This window comes from Flexithrix dorotheae DSM 6795, assembly GCF_000379765.1.
GTDB classification, from domain to species: Bacteria; Bacteroidota; Bacteroidia; order Cytophagales; family Flammeovirgaceae; genus Flexithrix; species Flexithrix dorotheae.
Genome location: NZ_KB903443.1, coordinates 1 through 18679, shown reverse-complemented (window position 1 = coordinate 18679; position 18679 = coordinate 1). Strand labels below are relative to the sequence as shown.

Sequence of the window (18679 nt, the reverse complement as noted above, 5' to 3'; positions counted from 1 at the left end):
TTTTTTTTAAGAAAAATTACATTAGCAATGTTTGCCTTATTTGAAGAAAGAAAAAGTGTAACTCAATATAGATATTTGTTTAAAGCTAAACTAATATCATTAACCATATAAAACATTAACTTATGAGTTCACTATTATTCATCGTATGTCTTTTAGTAGGCGCATTCACCTTTTCTACCTTGTTGTATATTTATTTTGCTTATACCGCACAGCCTCATCCAGATGAAGAGATTTTGTTCCAAAGCATTAAAAATAAAAACTTATCATTAGAATCGGGTTCTGTAAACATTGATTCGGTATCTATTGAAGAAAGAGTAGCATAGTAATTATGAAAAAGACGAAATAAAAATAGAATAAGAGCTTATAACCCTTTTATTCTATTTTTTTTGTACTTTTTAAACTGACTTTTTCTCCAACAAGGATTTCACCTCCCTGGATTACCTCAGCAGTTATTCCTCCATGGCCCCTCATGGCATTATATCCGCCTTCACCCAGGTTTTCTTCCATTCTCGAACAAGGATGACAATTTCCAGTCACTTTCAGAATCACGTTGCCTATTTGTACGTTTTTGTGCATTAATGACAATAAATTAATTCCTTTTACTACAATATTACGTCTTAATAAAGCAGGATGTACCTGGTCTATGTTTAATATTTTTGCAACTACCTCTAGGTGTTCTTCCTGAATTAAAGTAACCTGACGGTTTTTTCTTTTACCTCCTTTAAATCGATCTCCATCCAGGCCGGATTCTTCTGATACCATTACCTTTTCTAATTCTTTTACTGGTTGCCTGCTGCCAGGCCTTACTCCAATCCACGTTACTTCGCCTACCTGTGGAATTGAATTTTGAAGCGTTTTAAAATCTGCTTTTGGAGATATTTTTTGATCATTCATGGTCAGGGTATTTATTTCTGCTAAAACAAATCTAGAAAGATCAGTATTGAAATCAGATGTTTGAGGTAGGCATTTAAAGATTTTCGTAATTGAGACAACGCTCTACCCATGTGCTTTTCCACCGTTTTTACCGAAATACCCAAGGCTTCAGCTATTTCTGCATAACTCATTTCCTCATATCTGCTCATGATAAAGGAAGTCTTTGCCTGGGGTGGGAGTGTATCAATGGCCTGAGATATTTTTTCTTCAATTTCCTTTACCCCCAGCGTTTCCTCAGTTTCATTTTTGGTGAGTTCAGAGGACTGGAGATGGGATTCTTCCATTGGCACATTTCTTTGATGTTTCTCAAGAAAATTCAGGGTAGCATTTGATGCCGAGCGATACAGATAGCCTTTAATAGATTTTTCAGGGTCAAGGTTTTCCTTATTTTTCCAAACTTTAAGAAAAACTTCCTGAACAATATCCTCTGCAGTGTCTCTTTCCTTCACCATTTGAAAAACAAAATTACACAACTGGCTGTAATAACTTTTGAAAAGTAATTCCATAAACTTTTCCTTATCCGTATGCAGGAGTTCAGAAAGGTAGGTGTTTAGCAAATTCTGGTTATTATCAGGCATTTATGTAACGCATTATCCAAAAAGTTGTCAATCATAAACAGCTTTCCTTAAATAAGCAAATTAAATAATGGATAACATGATTAAAACTAAGCAGTGAAACCTAATACAAATCCCAGTTTCCATTTCTGTAATATACTGGCAAAACCGGATTATGAATAGTATTGCTTTCTATTTGGCTGGAATCAATTTGAATAAGGTTTTTTCCAAAAGAGGTAATCAATTGCATGGCCTCATTATTTATCCAGCGGGTTTCAATATCCTGAAAATCCAGACTGTGAAGTCTTGGTTTTAATTCATTTTCAGGAATTGATTTGGAGCCGATTACCCAGCCCCACTCTCCCAGGGTAAGTACCTGGTTATGAATAGGAATTACACTAAATCCCGATTCATCAATGGTTTTTTCAATACAATTAAAGGCCTTTGTGGCATAATATGGGCTGCCAGCCTGAACTACAATTAGTCCATTCGGTCTCAGGTGCTGGTGACACATTCTGTAAAATTCTTTGCTAAATAAGCGGCTTAATTCTATGGTTTTGGGATCAGGGAAATCTATGATCATCACGTCATAAAAATCTGTTCCTTGTTGTAAATAGGTAAATGCATCCTCATTTTTTACGGTTACTTTTTCATGGGTGAGTGCGTTTTTATTAAGTTCAGTGAAAATGGGATGTGTAGCGCATAATTGAGTGACCTTGGGGTCCAGATCAATTAAAGTGACACTCTCCACAGACTGGTATTTTAATATTTCCCTTACCGCACAGCCATCACCACCACCAAGTACTAAAACATTTTTAGGGTTTTGGGATAATTTCATTACGGGATGTACCAAAGGCTCGTGATAAAGCCATTCGTCAAAAGTGCTTAATTGAGGATTCCCGTTGAGATATAACCAATAATAATCCTTCCATTGCGTAACCACAATTTTCTGAAAAGGGGACTGGTCCTGAAAAATTACTTTATCTTTATATCTTTTCTGTTCGCCATATTCTACCACATTTTTGGCGAAAACAACCCCAGTACCTATCACAAAAAAAATACAGATGGTTCCCAGTTTGATAGAGAAATTATATTTTTCATCAACCAAATCCTGTAAGCGGAAATAAAGTCCTACAGCAACCAGAAAATTAACTATTCCCAAAATAAAAGGAGTGTAGGTAAGGCCAAGGTAGGGCAAGCCAATAAAGGCAAAAAATACTCCTCCAAGTAAACTTCCATAATAATCTTTCTCCATTACATTGGAAATATTTACCCGAAGTGTTTCATAATCTTCGTTTAGTCTGGTGACCAATGGAATTTCCATTCCGATTAATAGCCCGATCAGGATACTCATCAAATAGATGGCCACCCCATCAAGTTCGAAAGTATAATAGGACAGGTCTTCATTGAAACTGGCATAAATGGATACAGCATAGGCCAAAACGGAACAAAAGGACACCAATAGAGAAAGGATAAATTCTATCAGAATGAATTTTTCCAGTAAATGTGTTTCAAAATATTTGCTGATTCTGCTTCCCAAACCCATGGAAAAAAGCATAATAGACAGGATCATGGTCCATTGCAAAACAGAATTTCCTAAAAAATAAGTGGCTAGAGTTGAAAGTATATATTCGGCTACAATTCCGGAAAGTCCGGTGGCAAATAAGGCTAGTTTTAATATATTGGATTTACTAAGCATAATTTTTAAAATCTGAAAAACAGAACTGGTTTTAGTAATTTATTAGTTTTTTCGGTTAGTGGGCAAAATAACAGTAAAGATTACAATCTCCGATAAATTGATTTGTAAAAAAGTGGTGTAAATTTATCTGGCCATTTTTTATGTATAAATTTTTATTTTTAGATAGTTATGAGAATCGAACCGCTTTCAAAGTTAGACCTGGGAGAGATAAAAGCACTATTAACTGAAAATAATTTGCCTGTGGAAGATATTTCAGGTAAGGTTGAATTTTTTGGAATAAAGAATCAACAGCAATTAAATGGGGTGGTAGGTCTGGAGATTTTTCCCGAAACTGCCCTTTTACGTTCATTAGTAGTGGCAGATGGTAAAAAAGGAACCGGATTGGGAAAGAAATTATGTAGCTATGCTTTAAATTATCTACAAGGGAAGAAGGTAAAAAAGGTGTTTTTACTTACCACCACTGCTAAACCCTTTTTTATAGATTTGGGTTTTACTGAAACAGAGCGGGGTAAAGTGCCTGAAGAAATTATCAATACAACTGAATTTGCTTCCGTTTGTCCGGCTTCGGCAGATTGCCTTATGATGGAACTGTCCTAAGTTCAACAGGATTTATAATAAAAAAATAATTAATGCACATATCATTTGTAAGTAAGCTGATTTGGTATTACCTGGATAACGGTTTGAAAAGTTTTTTGCGATTAAACAAAAAACATGATTTTGATATAAAGCCTGATTATTCACTTCTGGTAGGAGATAATGTGCTACCGGAGTTACATCAAAATGAGCAGAATGGCTTGGAAATTCATCTCCCTGAAATACTAAAAACAGGGGATTTTAGTCTAAAAGAATTAAAATACAAACAAGGGAAATTTAGTCTTGAAGATGTAGCTTCCACCAAGAATGAAAATATTTTACAATTAAATTCAGACCAATTTCGCGACCAGTCATTTTTTGAACTGATTGTAGACCGTAATAAACCTATTCTATTAAAACAGCGATTGATTCAGCTGGATGGCACCTGCAACTTTCGGGATTTGGGTGGATATTTTACCAGAGAGGGACGAAAAATAAAATGGGGTAAAGTTTTTCGGGCTGATCATTTAGGAAAATTGAGTAAAGCCGATCTTAAAAAATTATCCGATTTAAATTTTAAGACGGTAATCGATCTTAGAAGTCAAACTGAAATGAAATCCAGCCCCGATAGATTACCCTCCTCAGTGAAGCATCATATCCACCTGAATATTGCCCAGGGAAATCATGAAAAATTTATTAAAAAAATGGTTTTTTCCGGACGAGGGGATTTGTTGGATGGCAAAGAGATTTTGAAAGATATTTACGAATATTTTGTGACTGAAGCCAGCGAACAGTTCACCAAAATCATGGAGATTTTAAGTGATGAAAAAAATCTTCCTCTGGTTTTTCATTGCACAGCAGGCAAGGATAGAACTGGTTTTGCTGCTGCAATTTTCCTTAAAGCCCTGGGTGTACCCGAAAAGACTATTTTTAAAGATTATTTACTTTCAAATTTTTACCGGACTTATGATAATGAATATATTCTGGAAAAAGGAGGGTACTTTTTAAAAAGGAATGTTATGGAACCCTTTTTATTTGTAGATAAAAGCTATTTGGAAAATTCATTTTTGGCTATAAAAGAAAAATATGAAGGTTGGGAGAACTACTTTGAAAATGAGTTAAAAATGGGGAAAGACAAAATGGTGGCCATGCGGAAAATTTACCTGCAATAAAAAAAGGGCTGAATGTTTCTTTTATCATTCAACCCTTTAATTCAGAAATAAGATGTTTATTGCACGATTTTTATTTGAACGTCTCTCGTGATATTGCTATGGTTTCCGCCTTCAAGAATTTCCATATTCAGGGCTATTCGGTCTTCACTTACTCCTTCTTTGGCAAAAAAGTCTTTAATCAATTGCTCTCTTTCTTTTAGATCAAATTTAAGCTTTTCATTAGTTTCAGCCTCAAGCACAATTTTTACAGACTCATCCATGCCTAATTTGATAGCAAGCCCTTTCAGCCAGTCTTCATGTGCTTTGGTTAAACCTTCAGTTTTTTCGGTGAAAATAATGTCTATCAGTCCTTCAGGAACATAATCTACAATTGTATTTTGGCTTGTTTCGGTATTTGTAACTTTTACCTTTTGTTCAATCTTTATTTTCTCATGCTGTGAAGTGCCATGCCCGGCATGATCAACGGCAATATGTGGTGCAATCACCAATGAAACAATTGACATTAATTTAATCAAAATGTTCATAGATGGTCCGGAAGTATCTTTAAAGGGATCACCAACAGTATCACCCGTAACGGAAGATTTATGCGCATCAGACCCTTTGTATTCCATCTTTCCGTTGATGTCAACACCTTTCTCAAATGATTTTTTAGCATTATCCCAAGCCCCACCCGCATTAGATTGGAAAAGTGCCATCAACACACCTGAAACCGTTACGCCTGCTAAAACTCCTCCAAGAATTTCGGCTGAAGGGGTTTTTTCAAAAACTCCGTAAAAGCCAAATCCTACCAATAGAGGCACTAGTAATGCAATTAATCCAGGTGCCATCATTTCCTTAATAGAAGCCTTGGTGGAAATATCCACACATTTTTCGTATTCGGGTTCGGCTTTATATTCCATAATACCGGGAATTTCCTTGAATTGCCTTCTTACCTCTTCCACCATGGACATGGCTGCTCTACCAACTGCAGAAATTGCCAATGAAGAGAAAATAAAAGGAATCATCCCTCCAAGGAACAAACCTGCAAGTACTGGAGCTTTATAAATATCAATGCTGTCAATTCCGGCAATTCCCACGAATGCTGCAAAAAGTGCAAGAGCAGTTAATGCAGCAGAGGCAATGGCGAATCCTTTACCAATCGCTGCAGTAGTATTTCCAACCGCATCTAGAATATCTGTTCTCTCCCTAACTTCTTTGTCCAGCCCACTCATTTCGGCAATACCACCAGCATTATCAGCAATTGGACCGAATGCATCAATTGCCAATTGCATGGCAGTGGTAGCCATCATGGCTGCAGCAGCGATAGAAACGCCATATAATCCGGCAAAAGAATAGGAAAGCACAATACCGGCTCCAAGAACAAATATTGGAAGTACAGTAGATTCCATTCCTATAGCCAGCCCGCCAATAATATTTGTGGCATGACCAGTAGATGATTGCTTGATGATGGAATTTACCGGTCTTTTTCCCATGGCTGTATAATATTCGGTAATGATTGACATCAATGCTCCAACTACCAATCCAATGATTACTGAAATCATTACACCATTTTTGGTGAATTCATATCCTCTTAGCACCATGTTATCAGGTAAAAACCAGTCTACCACGAATACTGAAACGATTGCAGTAGCAATAATCGAAAACCAGTTTCCAATATTTAAAGCTTTTTGTACATCTCCGTTATTGTCTTTGATTTTCACCATCCAGGTACCTATCATGGAGAAAACTATACCGATTCCGGCAATAACCATAGGTACAATGATTGGAGCGATTCCTCCGAAATTATCATCAGAAACAATTTCACGGCCTAATACCATGGTTGCCAAAACAGTGGCAACATAAGAACCGAATAGGTCGGCTCCCATACCTGCAACATCTCCTACATTGTCCCCAACATTATCTGCAATCGTTGCCGGGTTTCTGGGATCATCTTCAGGAATTCCGGCTTCTACCTTTCCTACCAGGTCAGCTCCCACATCGGCTGCTTTTGTATAAATACCTCCACCAACTCTGGCAAATAAGGCAATCGATTCAGCACCAAGTGAAAAACCTGCTAATACTTCCAGTGTTTTTTCCATTTCAACACCATTCACATCTCCTCCGGTCTGTATTACGAATACGTAGTAAAGGAGAATAAACAATGAACCAAGTCCAATTACAGCCAGACCTGCAACTCCCATTCCCATTACAGAACCTCCGGCAAAAGAGATTTTTAAGGCATTGGGTAAACTTGATTTGGCAGCTTCAGCTGTTCGGACATTCGATTTGGTGGCGATGTTCATCCCAATATATCCGGCAAATGCGGAGAATACAGCGCCTAACACAAATGAGAGTGCAATAGAGGGGTGGGATGTTTCCACCAATGTTCCTGAATAGGCCAGTAAAATACCGGCTATAATTACAAAATAAGCCAGAACTTTCCATTCTGCCTTTAAAAATGCCATGGCTCCCTCTGCAATGTGGTCAGCGAGCTTTTGCATTTTCTCGTCTCCTGCACTTTGTTTGGAAATCCATCCGGATTTGATCACAACGTAAAGAATTGCTATTAGTCCAAAAGCTGGAATTGAAAGCAAATAAAGTATGTTTTCCATTTTCTATTGTTTATGAATTGATGGTTTTTGGTAATAAGTTAAAACGTTCCCAATGGTAAGGCTGCAAAGCTAGGGATTTGAGGTAAAAAAAGAAAACAGGAAAGGAATTATCCGTGCTTATTCTATCATACTTCTAAGTAATTATTGAAATGGGAGTTTTTTTTAAGTAAAATTTGGATAAATGGAATGAATACAGTCAGAGAAGGGAGAAGAGATTATTTAAAAATTGTCTTTTACAGTGGTAATGAGCCGGAGAAAGTCTTTTTTATTGAGGTAACCATTCTTATTAATTATGGGTTGGAATCTTTCGCTTAAAAAGGTTATTGTAGGGTATTCCAAACCATCTCCGGATCTTCCCAAAACTTCAGCCAATTCATGAATACCGTTGTTTTTTCCACTGGGTTTAAAAGTATAGTTTCGTCCAAGGAATTTAATGTCTGATTTGGACTCTGCATCCAGCTTCACCAAATAATAATTTGCATTTAAAACTGCTACAATTTCAGGATCTTTAAAAGTGGTTTTATCCATCAGTTTGCAGTATTTACACCAGTCAGTTTCTATCTTAATAATCACTTTTTGGGGATGGGAGCGCATAGTATCTTCCAGTTGGTCAAAATTCAGCCAGGAAATTTCGGAGGATTGCCCGAAACCCTGGCCGACTGTGAAAATTAGTGCAATGATATAGAAGTGAATATTAGGACGCATGGCAAATTTTTTTTCGGGGTGAAGATTAATGGCCAAAAATATAATTCAGGCCAATAAACCCTCTGATTCCCTGATTGGAGGTATAAACATATGCCGGATCAAAAAACAAGGCTTGTGGATTATCCGGAGTGCGTAATACATTTCCTTCACCATCATACTCCACTTGTCTGTCAAACGGATCCCATGGGCGTGCAATGGAATTTTTGGCAGGAGTAAAGTTGAGTAAATTTTTCACCCCTCCATATATAGTCAATCCATTTTTAAAAGCCTTGCTTATTTTGATATTCTGAATAGAATAAGTAGGAGAATAAGGTGCTCTTTCATCCCATTCAGAAATTAGTGGTAACTTCATTGGGCCATAAACATTCCCGGTATAGTCCAGGGATATTTTGGATTTATCGAAAGTATAGGAAACAGTCCATGTACCAGAAGCTTTTTCTGTAAGATATTGCTCCTCTCTGGTCAAGTCTCCTGTATCTTCATCTTCCTCCATGGCATAAACATCAAGCAAAGTGATACCGGCATTAATCACCAAGGGGAAACTAAATGACAAATCTGTGTTTAAGGTAAATCCCTGGGAAATTGCATAGCCGTCCAGGTTGGAATAATTGATTTGGGAGGGGTTGCTATCGTAATCTGGAATAATTTTATTGAAAAACCTGGTGTGGAACAGGCTTGCATCCAGGGATAAAATACTGCTCCCAATATGGACAAATTTCTGATAGTTGAGATTTAAATTAATGGATTGCTCCGGGCTAAGTTTTTCAGCAATGATAACATTCCTGGTTCCAGTAGTAGCTGCATGATCTTCTGTGAACAGATTAACTACCCTGTAGCCTGTTCCACCACTGAACCTGAAAATATTGTTTCGGTTTGGGGCCCATTTTAAGTTAAATCTTGGAGTGAAAATATTGCCATGTTGAGAGTTATGGTCATACCGCATTCCCAATAAGAGCTTTGTTACAGGACTAAGGGTAATTTCATCCTGAACAAAAATCCCAGGTAAATATGTGTTTTCCGGATTATTTGTTCCATTAGTTTCCTCTCCAATTCTGGTAGCTGGCGTATTATCATCGTAATAAGTATATCGCATTGCTGCTCCAAAAAGAAGATCGTGATTTCCAATTTCTTTGTCCCAGATTAATTGCCCAAAGGCTATTTTCTGATCAGCCAAATAAGGAACATCCCCATATACCGAATTTTGATAATGGGAATTGAGTGAAACACTTAACATTACATTTTCAGTATTAATGGGAAGTTGATAATTCCCAATTAATTCAAATCTTTCCGTATAAATCGATTCTCCATAAATTTCATCACCACCACGATATGCCGGAGTCCAGTCCATTTCCCCTCCCCAACGGTCCTCATAAACATATCTTCCGGCTAAAGTGGCCAGTTTATTCGATTTCCTTCCAAAACTCCATTTGTTGAATACTGATATCCTTTTGGTATTGGTCAGGTCGGTGAATCCGTCTCCATTATTATCTATGGGATTGCTGTAATCAAAATAATTCACCCCAACCATGGAAGTACTTTTCCCTACATTAAACTTTTCAGCAAGGTCAGTATTAATTTCTGCCCAGCTTGTACCAAATACGTCCACCGAAAAAACTGGTGCTTTCGATGGTACTTTGGTAATCACATTAATTAATCCTCCTACTGCTTCCGAGCCATACAAGGTGGATGCAGGGCCTTTTACCACTTCAATTCTCTCTACCATACTATTGGGAATACCATTTAAACCATAAACCGTGGAAAGTCCGCTTACGATGGGCATCCCATCGATCAAAATCATGGTATATGGCCCTTCCATCCCATTAATATGAATATCCCCTGTATTACAAACCGAACAGTTTACCTGCGGTCTTACACCGTTTACAATCTGAAGGGCTTCGAAAAGGGCGGGAGTGGGGTTTTTCTGAAAATAAAGTGGTGTATACACTTCAATGGGTACTGGAGACTCCAGTTTGGAAACTTCCTTCATCGTCCCTGAAACAACCACCTCCGCTAAAGTAGTTTCTCCTTCTTTCAGGTTGATGTTAAGCGTTGTCAAATTGGATTGTATCTCAATATTTTCTTTAAAAGTTTCATAGCCTATACCCGAAGCAATTATTTGGTAGCTTCCAACCGGAATATTTTTAATGTGGAAATGTCCCAAAGAATCTGATGTGCTTCCAAGATTGGTGCCTAATAGACCAATATTAATAAACTCAACTGGTTCATCATTAAAAATTATTTTACCTGAAATACTTCCCTTGTCCTGACTATGAACTGATAACAAAGTAAAAATCCAGCAAAAAATGAGTAGAAAAGGTTTCATAATTAGTTTTATGGAATGATGTTTTTAGTCTTGTTGTATAATTTATTTTCAAATCTAGTTAAATTTAATTTGGTATGCAAAAAAATAAATTTAGACTTGTCTAAATTTATTTTAAATTGAATATATTTTCTGCCTTTTTTTGAAAATGACTTAAGCTAAAAGGGGGAGATTGGTTTGGAAAATGAAATAACCGCCAGGACCTATTTAAATATTACCAATAATCAGTTAGCAGGGTTTTAAGGTATAAACTTTATAATTTCCAGGAATTAATTTCCATTGATTTTGTTTTAATAGTACCAAATACCCAAACATTATGAAGATCTCAGCAAAAATTCAAAAATTATTGGCTATTGATTATATTGAACCTGCAATTGATGAGCTGGAAATTTACCTTAAAGACAATGACATTTCTCATTATAATCAGGTCCTGAAGGTAAGCGGAGAATATTATCATTTGGAAGGAGAGAACAGAAGCGGAGAGATTTCAAAACATGATTATAGAAAACTGGTAAAAAAAGTTAGAAATAAGATTTTGAAAATTGCCAATGAATTGGACTTGGGAAACAGAGCAACTATCTGAAACCTGAAGTATTTTTTTATAGTAAAACTTAATCCTACACAAGTTGCTGGTGTTTGGGGTTAAGTTTTTGTTTTTTTAAAACTATTGTTCAGATTTGGGTTTGTATGTTTATCCACTAAAATTTGATTAAGCCATTGGAAGTTCCCCTCAATCCCAATCCACTTGTTAGTGTAATCTGTCTTAGTTTTAATCACGAAAAGTTTGTGCTGGAAAGTCTCCATTCCGTAATGGCCCAATCCTATCCCAATATTGAATTAATTGTGGTTGACGATGGCAGTAAGGATAAAAGCCCTGAAATTATTGAAAGGTTTGTTGAGGATTATCCTCAGGTGAAATTTAAAAGACTTTCTCGGAACAGGGGAAATTGTGCAGCATTTAATGCAGGTTTTCGGGAGGCAAAAGGAGCTTATATTATTGACCTGGCTGCAGATGATAAATTATTTCCTCACACTATTTCCACTCAGATACAAGCTTTTAATTCCATTTCAACTGAATTTGGAGTGGTATTTTCCGATGCCGAACTCATTGATGAAAAGTCTGATAAAATTGGAAATTTTTATAAAAGGAATCATAAGGGAAAATTAATTGCTGAAGTCCCTTCCGGGGAAATTTACAGGCAATTAATTAGAAAAATGGTAATTTGTAGTCCTACCATGATGATGCGGAAAAAGGTATTGGACGAATTGGGTGGGTATGACGAATCGCTAAGTTATGAGGACTATGATTTTTGGGTGAGATCAGGCAGAAATTACAAATATCATTTCATCGATGAAGTGCTTGTGCAGAAAAGGGTGATTTCAAATTCCAGTACTTCCCATTTTTATCAAAAAAAGAACAACCGGCATTTGCATTCTACTTTAAGAGTTTGTTATAAGGCTTTTGACCTTAATAAAACCAAGACCGAAAATCAGGCTTTGGCAGTATCTATCAGGTATCATATGAAGCTTTCTCTTTTTACCGAAAACTTTCCTCTTGTCATCAAATTTTTCAAATTATTGAAGCAAACCGATAAGCTGAAAATTTCAGACCGAATAATCCTTTTTTTAGGAAGGATGAGGTTTCCCGCAAACGGCCCCTACCGGATTTATTTCAGGCTGAAATACGGTAAGCGGATTTAGAAAACAAAAAATCCATTATCGAAAGACAATGGATTTTCTGTAATGTAATTTGTTTATAGCTTATTCGATTACAAATCTTTTAGTTTGAATACGATCTCCTAAAATAAACTTCGTAAAGTAAATGCCCTTTCCTAGTTTACTAAAGTCCATAATTTCCACCCCGGTTTGGGATAATTGTTTTTGGAAAACAGATTGCCCCATGGCATTGTAAACCGATAATTTGGCTGAAGGAAATTCCTGAAGATTTACAAAGAAATTTACATCTCCTGAAGAGGGATTAGGGTAAACATCAAAAGTTATCTCTGGAAGTTCCAGATCATTTATTTCTGCTGCAATTCGGGAATTGGATGCGGTTCCATCTATTACCTCAAATGAAATGGATAATGGAATACCTGCTTCCCCTTTTGCATAATTTTTACTGTATGGCGTAGCTGAAAGGGTATATTTCCCTGCTCTTAGCCTTCTTCCAAAATAGAATTTCCAGAAATCTCCAAATAGGCTGTATGGAGCTTTATTATCCACCCATCTCCAATTGTAATCTCCTTCAAGTTTGAAATAAATACTTTCTACTTCTTTTTCAGCAGTTTCCGCTTTGATTGCAATAAAACTTGTTCTTTGCTCAGCAGAATAATCCTGAATATTAATAATAGTCCCATCATTTAATGATCCGATATCTTTCCCTGTTTTGGGATTAACCATAGTAAAGCCAGAAACAGGAGATTCAGGGATATCTTCTTCAAAATTAAGACTTAATGAAACAGGAAAATGATCGGAAGTAGTATTAGTATAATTTCCGCTAAAAAATTCCAAATGCACTATTTCTGATCCTTCATTAAAATTATCAAATAATTCATTAGAGAGGGTAATATGGTCGATCATATTTTCTCTGAAGGCATAAGAGCGAAAACCGGCATTGCTTAGGGAAATAGTTTTAACCGCATAATTATCAGGATCATTTACGAATGCTTCATAAGAAGAGACCATTGTGCTGGAAATATCCGCTACGGTTTCATCCACATCATCATTATAATCACCCAATAAAACCAGATTTTTGTCGGAGAAATGTACATCCAGGCTATCTTTCAATACTTCTACATCATATTTTCTCATTTCATATCTAAGCTGGGCATCACTGCTGCTGTTGGCTCTGGCATGTAAGTTTACAAAATGAACCCTTTCAGTGGTCCCATTTATGTTTACATCAGCTTCCAATAAAAATGGAAGTCTTCCACTTGCATAAAATCTGGATACATCCGGATCGGGATAGCCCGGCAGCAGACTGGTATTTCCTCCGTTATAATAGGGATGAATAGAAGCCAGTAATCCTTTAGAGGAAACCGGAGCAATAATAGCGGTTTTGTAAACAAAGGCCAGTTTTTGGGAATTTCCCGGAACATTTGGAGGATATGAGACAAAATCAGTCTGAATTACCATATCGTATGCTGGTAGTTCACTAACCAATTGTGCCAATAAGTTTTCATCGGCAATTTCCTGTAGGGCATAAATATCAGCATCCATTTGCAGGATAGCAGATTTTACACTGTCTTTTTGCTCAGATTCAGGAGAAGGTCCATTTCCTGTATTTCCAAACCATTCAATATTCCAGGTAACAATATCCAGGGCAGTTTCTGATGAACCTGATCCAGGAGGAGGGGTAAAGGCCTCTGCACAAGGAAGATCTGATCCATATCTTGGGAGTAATTGAGGAGTTCCTGCAAAACTTCCCACCACTCCAATTACCTCACAGTTTTCAGGCTGGGTTTTTCCAGATAAACCACTTGCATCACCGTCAATTCTCAATTCTCCACTTCCCGAGGCATCCGAAATAATGTAATTACTATTTCCATAAAACAAATTATTGGGGTTAGGGAAAGTGGCACTGGCAATTCTTACCAACTGGCCTTCGTAAATACCTAGTTCAGCAAGAGTAATATCAACCGGAGCAGGTACTGAAGCAGCGCCTAATAAAGTAACTGCAGAAACATTTCCCAATTGAATTTGCTGCTGAAATTCAGTTCTTTCCGCAGTGATTTTCAATTCCTGGCCAATTTGAAATAAACCGTTTCCATGAATAGAATTATCGAAAATCGGAATCCCTCCAGTAGTGTCCTGAATATAGGCTGGTCCTCCAAATTCATCAGCTACCGTCAATATCCCCTGAATGGTAACTGTTTCTCCTATAGCTTTACTTCTTGCTTCAGCTATGCTTATAGGATCACCTGTTGGTGGATTAACATAGTCATCATTGGCCTCACCTGGAGTGGGCGTGGCAGCTGAAAAGGCAGAAGTATTCCTTTGCCCCCCATCGCCATTAGGGATTCTTTGCAGGGATTCAGTGTCTTTAGCTCCGTTTTCATTTTCATTAAGCTGAGGTTCTAAATTATTTAATAGTGTAAGTAAGGTTGGATTATCTGCATCATCAGTATCGTAAACCACCGCATCAATTAAATCAGTAAGACTTAAAGGTGTATCATTTGGGAAATTTGCTGCATCTCCTTTATACAGTGCAATGGCATCAGCCCCGTTTTGGAATGAATTATCTGGAAAAACTAACCCTACATTCGCAACAGCCGCATTTCCCAAAACAAAATAGCCATCGTTACTGGTCGTAAATCCATCTAAATCATAAGCCGCATAACTGGCATTGTCAGATCCGTTGTAAAATACAATACTTAGGCCATCTAATGCTGTATTTCCTATTCCGCCATCATACAATTCGATAAATTCACCGGCATCAGTACTGATTTGGTCTGCATCAATTTCATTAATTACTACGAAATCAGCAACTGGTACATTAAGAGCGTTGGAAGCTCCCGGAGTTGGAGTGGTGGCTGCGAAACTGGAAGTATTTCTTTCTCCACCTTCTCCATTTGGAATTCTTTGTAGAGATTGATTGTCCTTATCTCCATTGATATTTTCATCCAGTTGGGCCTGACCTGCATTCAGTAAAATACTGAGTTCAGTGTCATCGGGGTCACCTGTTCCATAAACTATTGCATCTATAAGATCAGTAGTAGTAACCGGGGTATTGTTTGGGAATAAGGCTGGATCAGTCATGTAAAGCGCCACAGCATCCTGACCATTTTGTAAACCATTTGTGGTGAATGCCACTAAATCTACATTTGTAACATTTGCACTACCAATTACAAAATAGCCATTGGCATCGGTTACTTCTCCCGATAAATCTATGGTATTATAACTTTCATCGTTACTGCCATTATACAGTACTACTATCAAGCCATTCAGGGGTGAATTTCCAACTCCTCCATCGTAAAGTTCAATAAACTCCAAAGCATCAGTCCCAGGATTGTCCGAATCAATTTCATTGATAACAATTTTAACTACAGGAGTCCCAAAAGTTTGCTCAATGTTAAATGCATTGAAAGTGGACGTTGCTGGTATAGACCAGGTAAAATCCTCATAATTAGTTCCTGTCCCATTAAGTTGGAGGGATGCTCCTTCAGGTGTGCTGGAGGTCTCAGCTACTCCAATGTCAGTACTTGTAAGGCCATTCGCAGGACCTTCTACAGCTGCAAAAGTTCCTTCATAACTTAAGAATTGAATGACAGATCCTCCGGCATTTACCAAGGCAATTCCATCAGGAGCTCCATTTTGGATGCCATTTGAAGGATAGGTTTGTGTAACAACTCCATAACCATTCCCAAGGTCATTGATTGTTCCAGATAAAGGAGAGGTATTATAAACACTGCCATTGCTTCCATTATATAACACAATGCTCCATCCGGTTAAATCAGTATCTGCAGGTCCGGCAATTTCTATGCTTTCACCAACATCAGTACTGGCATTGTCATAGTGGATTTCATTAATAAAAACTGGTGTTTGGGCATATATCTGGTATCCCATTACCCAAAATAGCGTAAAGACAAGGACTGTTTTGGCCTTGAAAAATAGTAATTTTTTTACTTTCATTTTAAATGGACGTAGTTTAAATGATTCGATTAGTTTTTTTAAAAAGTTCAGATGCAATTACAAGGATTGAGAAATTGTATGATTTCAATATAATTTTGTATTATAATAGTTTTTATAGCAACTGCTTATTGTAATTTGGTAGGTGGGCAAATATAATTACGAAGTTTAAACTTTATGAGAAATCTAAATTTACTTTTATGTTACATTCACATTAAACTTGTGGGATTTCTGACAGGGTTGAATAGGTTGTTTGCTATTCGAAAAATAGATTGGTATAAAGAATAAAAAAGGATATCTGCTGATTTGGTGTGCCTTATCCTAATCTTATTAAGCTTAAGCCCAATTAGTGGGAATGTTTGTTAAATTTTCAAAATTCACTCTTTTTTTATTGATAGCCTGATATCTATTTATAAATAATTTTATAAATAAAAAGTTTAATAATAGAACGGATTTAAATCCGTAAACAAATTCATCCAGTTTTAATGAAAAATAATCGAATGTCTGTTTTAAGAGAAATCAGTTTTTGTCTATTGGTGTTGGTGGTTTTTGGTAGTGGAGAGGCGATTGGCCAAAAAAAGCCAAAACAAAAAACTTCCCAATGTGAGGTAAAACATCTTGTTGGAAAATGGTTTGGGCAATGGGAACTTGACTATTCCCCAACCACATTTATGATGGTAGTTGCTGTGGAAAAAGTAGAGAAATGTAAAGTTTACGGAACTATGTACTGGCCGGATTATTTCAATAGTAAATCCAAATTTGAAGGGGAATTAAAAAATGATACACTTTATCTCCGTGATTACGAACTTACACAGGGTTATGATATGAAGTTTGGAGGATTATATAAATTTCCAATTACACAAACTGAAACCATTTCAGGGTATTGGTTGAACCCGGAAGGAAAAAAGGAAGCCAGGTATAACCTCAAGAAGGAATCTGGTTTAACAAAAGAGGAGATGATTGAGATAGGGGACAAAATTAAAAATAATATTAAGTTATTTGGTGAGACCAGGGTTTTGGAAGGAAAACCTGATCTTTCTTTTGAGGAACTAGTCAGGAAACATGGGGAGCAGAACCCTCCTTTTGATGGAGCATCAGTAAACCTGGAATTTTCAGGAAAAGTAATCATTAATAAAATGGAGATGCCGGCTTATTCTGTTTTTGCCTACCCAGATAAGTTTTACATGAAAATGGAAATGCAAAACCTTAGTTTTTTAATGGCTGCCAATGGCGTAAAATCCTGGTCTTATAACCCTATGACGGACGAGCTTTCCGTAGAGGATTTTGATGTAGAGGAATTTAAGGAAAAATCTGTCTATAAGAAAAATCATTTACAAAGCCTGATTGATGAGGGCTATGAAGTGGTGCTATATAATGAAGCACTTGTAGATGATATACCTGCTTATAGAATTGTTTTTGAAAAAGAGGAGGCAAGGATTACCAAATTTGTGGATAAAGTTTCCTTTTTTGTGTGCAGAACGGATAAAAATAATGAGTTGGAATATTTGTATGATATCAAGGATGTGGACGGTATTCCAATCCCATCACGAATCAAGCAGGTGACACTTGATATGGTGAATCATTTTAATTTTGATGAAATTAAATTTTTAGAAGAAGTGAAGGAAAGTCTATTTGAAATTCCTGAAAATTTGAAAGCTAAAGAAAATAATGTCTTTAAGCAAAGTGAACATTTTAATGAACTGGGAATTGCCCATTTTAAAGCGGGCAATTTTGAAGATGCAATAATTGAATACAATAAGGCAATTAATATAAATCCCGGTGAGGCGGTTTATTACAACAACCGTGGAGCAGCCAAAAATGGGAAAAGAGATTTTTATGGAGCCATAAGCGATTTTAACAAAGCGGTGGAGCTAAATCCGGGCTATGCAGATGCTTACAACCGAAGAGGACTTTCCAAGTATTACCTGAATGATTTTAAAAATGCTTTGCCAGATTTTACCATCTCAATTGAAAAGGATAGCACTTTTGAAAAAGCTTATTTCAACAGGGGAAATACTTATTATAGCCTGGATATGAAGGAGGAAGCTTTTAAGGATTTCGAAAAATTGGAAAAGTTGAATGAAAAGGAACCTCAGTATTTTTACTATAAGGCAATTGTGGCTGCTGATCTGCAAAAATATGATACTGCCATAATTTCCTATAACAGGGCAATTGAGCTTGATTTAAAGCATGCCAATATTTTTAATTTCAGAGGAGTGGCTTACTACAGGGGTGTACGAAGGACTTCCTGAGGGTAAAAAAACTGGGCATTGGGAAATAAAAAGTATTATCTTGTAAAAGTACAATAACCAAACTATCCAAAACATGAATCAAGAACAGTTAGCCAAAAAATTTAAGGAAGAATTAGCCAGCTGGTATGCTTCACAAGCCGACCAAACCAGTGGCTATGAATATGAAAAAAGCTTTACCGAATTGTGGTTAAAGTTAGGTCGGGAAGTCTTTCAGGAAAGTCTTGGAGATGGTGTTTATCAAAAGAATAAGAA

At 36.7% G+C, this 18679-nt stretch carries 13 protein-coding genes; 6 read left to right on the top strand and 7 right to left on the bottom strand.

Annotation, left to right across the window (positions count from 1 at the left end):
* The first annotated feature begins 122 nt into the window (after nt 1–122).
* Nucleotides 123–323 (top strand): hypothetical protein, encoded by a 201-nt coding sequence (locus tag A3EM_RS47570; protein ID WP_157637913.1) that lies wholly within the window; start codon nt 123–125, stop codon nt 321–323.
* A gap of 49 nt (nt 324–372) precedes the next feature.
* Here the strand turns inward: A3EM_RS47570 and A3EM_RS0115465 are convergent, their stop codons facing one another.
* From A3EM_RS0115465 to A3EM_RS0115455, 3 genes are all read right to left on the bottom strand, one after another.
* The gene (locus tag A3EM_RS0115465; protein WP_020529132.1) at nt 373–894 is read right to left on the bottom strand and encodes an MOSC domain-containing protein; all 522 of its coding nucleotides are present in this window, start codon (nt 892–894) and stop codon (nt 373–375) included.
* 20 nt (nt 895–914) lie between these two features.
* A complete protein-coding gene (locus A3EM_RS0115460; protein WP_020529131.1) occupies nt 915–1511 on the bottom strand; it encodes an RNA polymerase sigma-70 factor in 597 nt (198 codons plus the stop codon).
* 100 nt (nt 1512–1611) lie between these two features.
* Nucleotides 1612–3186, bottom strand: a complete 1575-nt coding sequence (locus tag A3EM_RS0115455) for a polyamine aminopropyltransferase (RefSeq protein WP_020529130.1) — start codon at nt 3184–3186, stop codon at nt 1612–1614.
* Between the two features lie 168 nt (nt 3187–3354).
* Here A3EM_RS0115455 and arsN2 point away from each other — a divergent pair, with 168 nt between their 5' ends.
* The gene (gene arsN2, locus A3EM_RS0115450) at nt 3355–3783 is read left to right on the top strand and encodes an arsenic resistance N-acetyltransferase ArsN2 (RefSeq protein ID WP_020529129.1); all 429 of its coding nucleotides are present in this window, start codon (nt 3355–3357) and stop codon (nt 3781–3783) included.
* A 32-nt stretch (nt 3784–3815) separates the two neighbouring features.
* Nucleotides 3816–4931, top strand: a complete 1116-nt coding sequence (locus A3EM_RS0115445) for a tyrosine-protein phosphatase (RefSeq protein WP_020529128.1) — start codon at nt 3816–3818, stop codon at nt 4929–4931.
* A gap of 56 nt (nt 4932–4987) precedes the next feature.
* Here A3EM_RS0115445 and A3EM_RS0115440 read toward each other — a convergent pair whose 3' ends face one another.
* The 3 genes from A3EM_RS0115440 to A3EM_RS0115430 form a co-directional block, all read right to left on the bottom strand.
* Entirely contained in the window at nt 4988–7522 is a 2535-nt protein-coding gene (locus A3EM_RS0115440; RefSeq protein WP_020529127.1) for a sodium-translocating pyrophosphatase, read from the bottom strand.
* A gap of 219 nt (nt 7523–7741) precedes the next feature.
* Entirely contained in the window at nt 7742–8227 is a 486-nt protein-coding gene (locus A3EM_RS42555) for a thioredoxin family protein (RefSeq protein WP_157637912.1), read from the bottom strand.
* Between the two features lie 25 nt (nt 8228–8252).
* A complete protein-coding gene (locus A3EM_RS0115430) occupies nt 8253–10550 on the bottom strand; it encodes a TonB-dependent receptor (protein WP_026210321.1) in 2298 nt (765 codons plus the stop codon).
* 313 nt (nt 10551–10863) lie between these two features.
* Between A3EM_RS0115430 and A3EM_RS0115420 the strand changes: the two genes are divergently transcribed.
* Both A3EM_RS0115420 and A3EM_RS42550 read left to right on the top strand, forming a co-directional pair.
* Nucleotides 10864–11130 (top strand): hypothetical protein, encoded by a 267-nt coding sequence (locus A3EM_RS0115420; protein WP_020529124.1) that lies wholly within the window; start codon nt 10864–10866, stop codon nt 11128–11130.
* 122 nt (nt 11131–11252) lie between these two features.
* Nucleotides 11253–12248, top strand: a complete 996-nt coding sequence (locus tag A3EM_RS42550; RefSeq protein ID WP_020529123.1) for a glycosyltransferase family 2 protein — start codon at nt 11253–11255, stop codon at nt 12246–12248.
* A 60-nt stretch (nt 12249–12308) separates the two neighbouring features.
* Here A3EM_RS42550 and A3EM_RS42545 read toward each other — a convergent pair whose 3' ends face one another.
* Nucleotides 12309–16178 carry a T9SS type A sorting domain-containing protein gene (locus A3EM_RS42545; protein ID WP_020529122.1) on the bottom strand — a complete coding sequence of 1290 codons (3870 nt, stop codon included), beginning with the start codon at nt 16176–16178 and terminating at the stop codon, nt 12309–12311.
* 482 nt (nt 16179–16660) lie between these two features.
* On the opposite strand from A3EM_RS42545, the gene A3EM_RS45870 reads away from it, so the two are divergent.
* Nucleotides 16661–18427 carry a tetratricopeptide repeat protein gene (locus A3EM_RS45870; protein WP_020529121.1) on the top strand — a complete coding sequence of 589 codons (1767 nt, stop codon included), beginning with the start codon at nt 16661–16663 and terminating at the stop codon, nt 18425–18427.
* Nucleotides 18428–18679: the final 252 nt, after the last annotated feature.

Coding starts and splice junctions, on each gene's coding strand:
- A3EM_RS47570 (WP_157637913.1), top strand. CDS start 123: ATGAGTTCACTATTATTCATCGTATGTCTTTTAGTAGGCGCATTCACC.
- A3EM_RS0115465 (WP_020529132.1), bottom strand. CDS start 894: ATGAATGATCAAAAAATATCTCCAAAAGCAGATTTTAAAACGCTTCAA.
- A3EM_RS0115460 (WP_020529131.1), bottom strand. CDS start 1,511: ATGCCTGATAATAACCAGAATTTGCTAAACACCTACCTTTCTGAACTC.
- A3EM_RS0115455 (WP_020529130.1), bottom strand. CDS start 3,186: ATGCTTAGTAAATCCAATATATTAAAACTAGCCTTATTTGCCACCGGA.
- arsN2 (WP_020529129.1), top strand. CDS start 3,355: ATGAGAATCGAACCGCTTTCAAAGTTAGACCTGGGAGAGATAAAAGCA.
- A3EM_RS0115445 (WP_020529128.1), top strand. CDS start 3,816: ATGCACATATCATTTGTAAGTAAGCTGATTTGGTATTACCTGGATAAC.
- A3EM_RS0115440 (WP_020529127.1), bottom strand. CDS start 7,522: ATGGAAAACATACTTTATTTGCTTTCAATTCCAGCTTTTGGACTAATA.
- A3EM_RS42555 (WP_157637912.1), bottom strand. CDS start 8,227: ATGCGTCCTAATATTCACTTCTATATCATTGCACTAATTTTCACAGTC.
- A3EM_RS0115430 (WP_026210321.1), bottom strand. CDS start 10,550: ATGAAACCTTTTCTACTCATTTTTTGCTGGATTTTTACTTTGTTATCA.
- A3EM_RS0115420 (WP_020529124.1), top strand. CDS start 10,864: ATGAAGATCTCAGCAAAAATTCAAAAATTATTGGCTATTGATTATATT.
- A3EM_RS42545 (WP_020529122.1), bottom strand. CDS start 16,178: ATGAAAGTAAAAAAATTACTATTTTTCAAGGCCAAAACAGTCCTTGTC.
- A3EM_RS45870 (WP_020529121.1), top strand. CDS start 16,661: ATGAAAAATAATCGAATGTCTGTTTTAAGAGAAATCAGTTTTTGTCTA.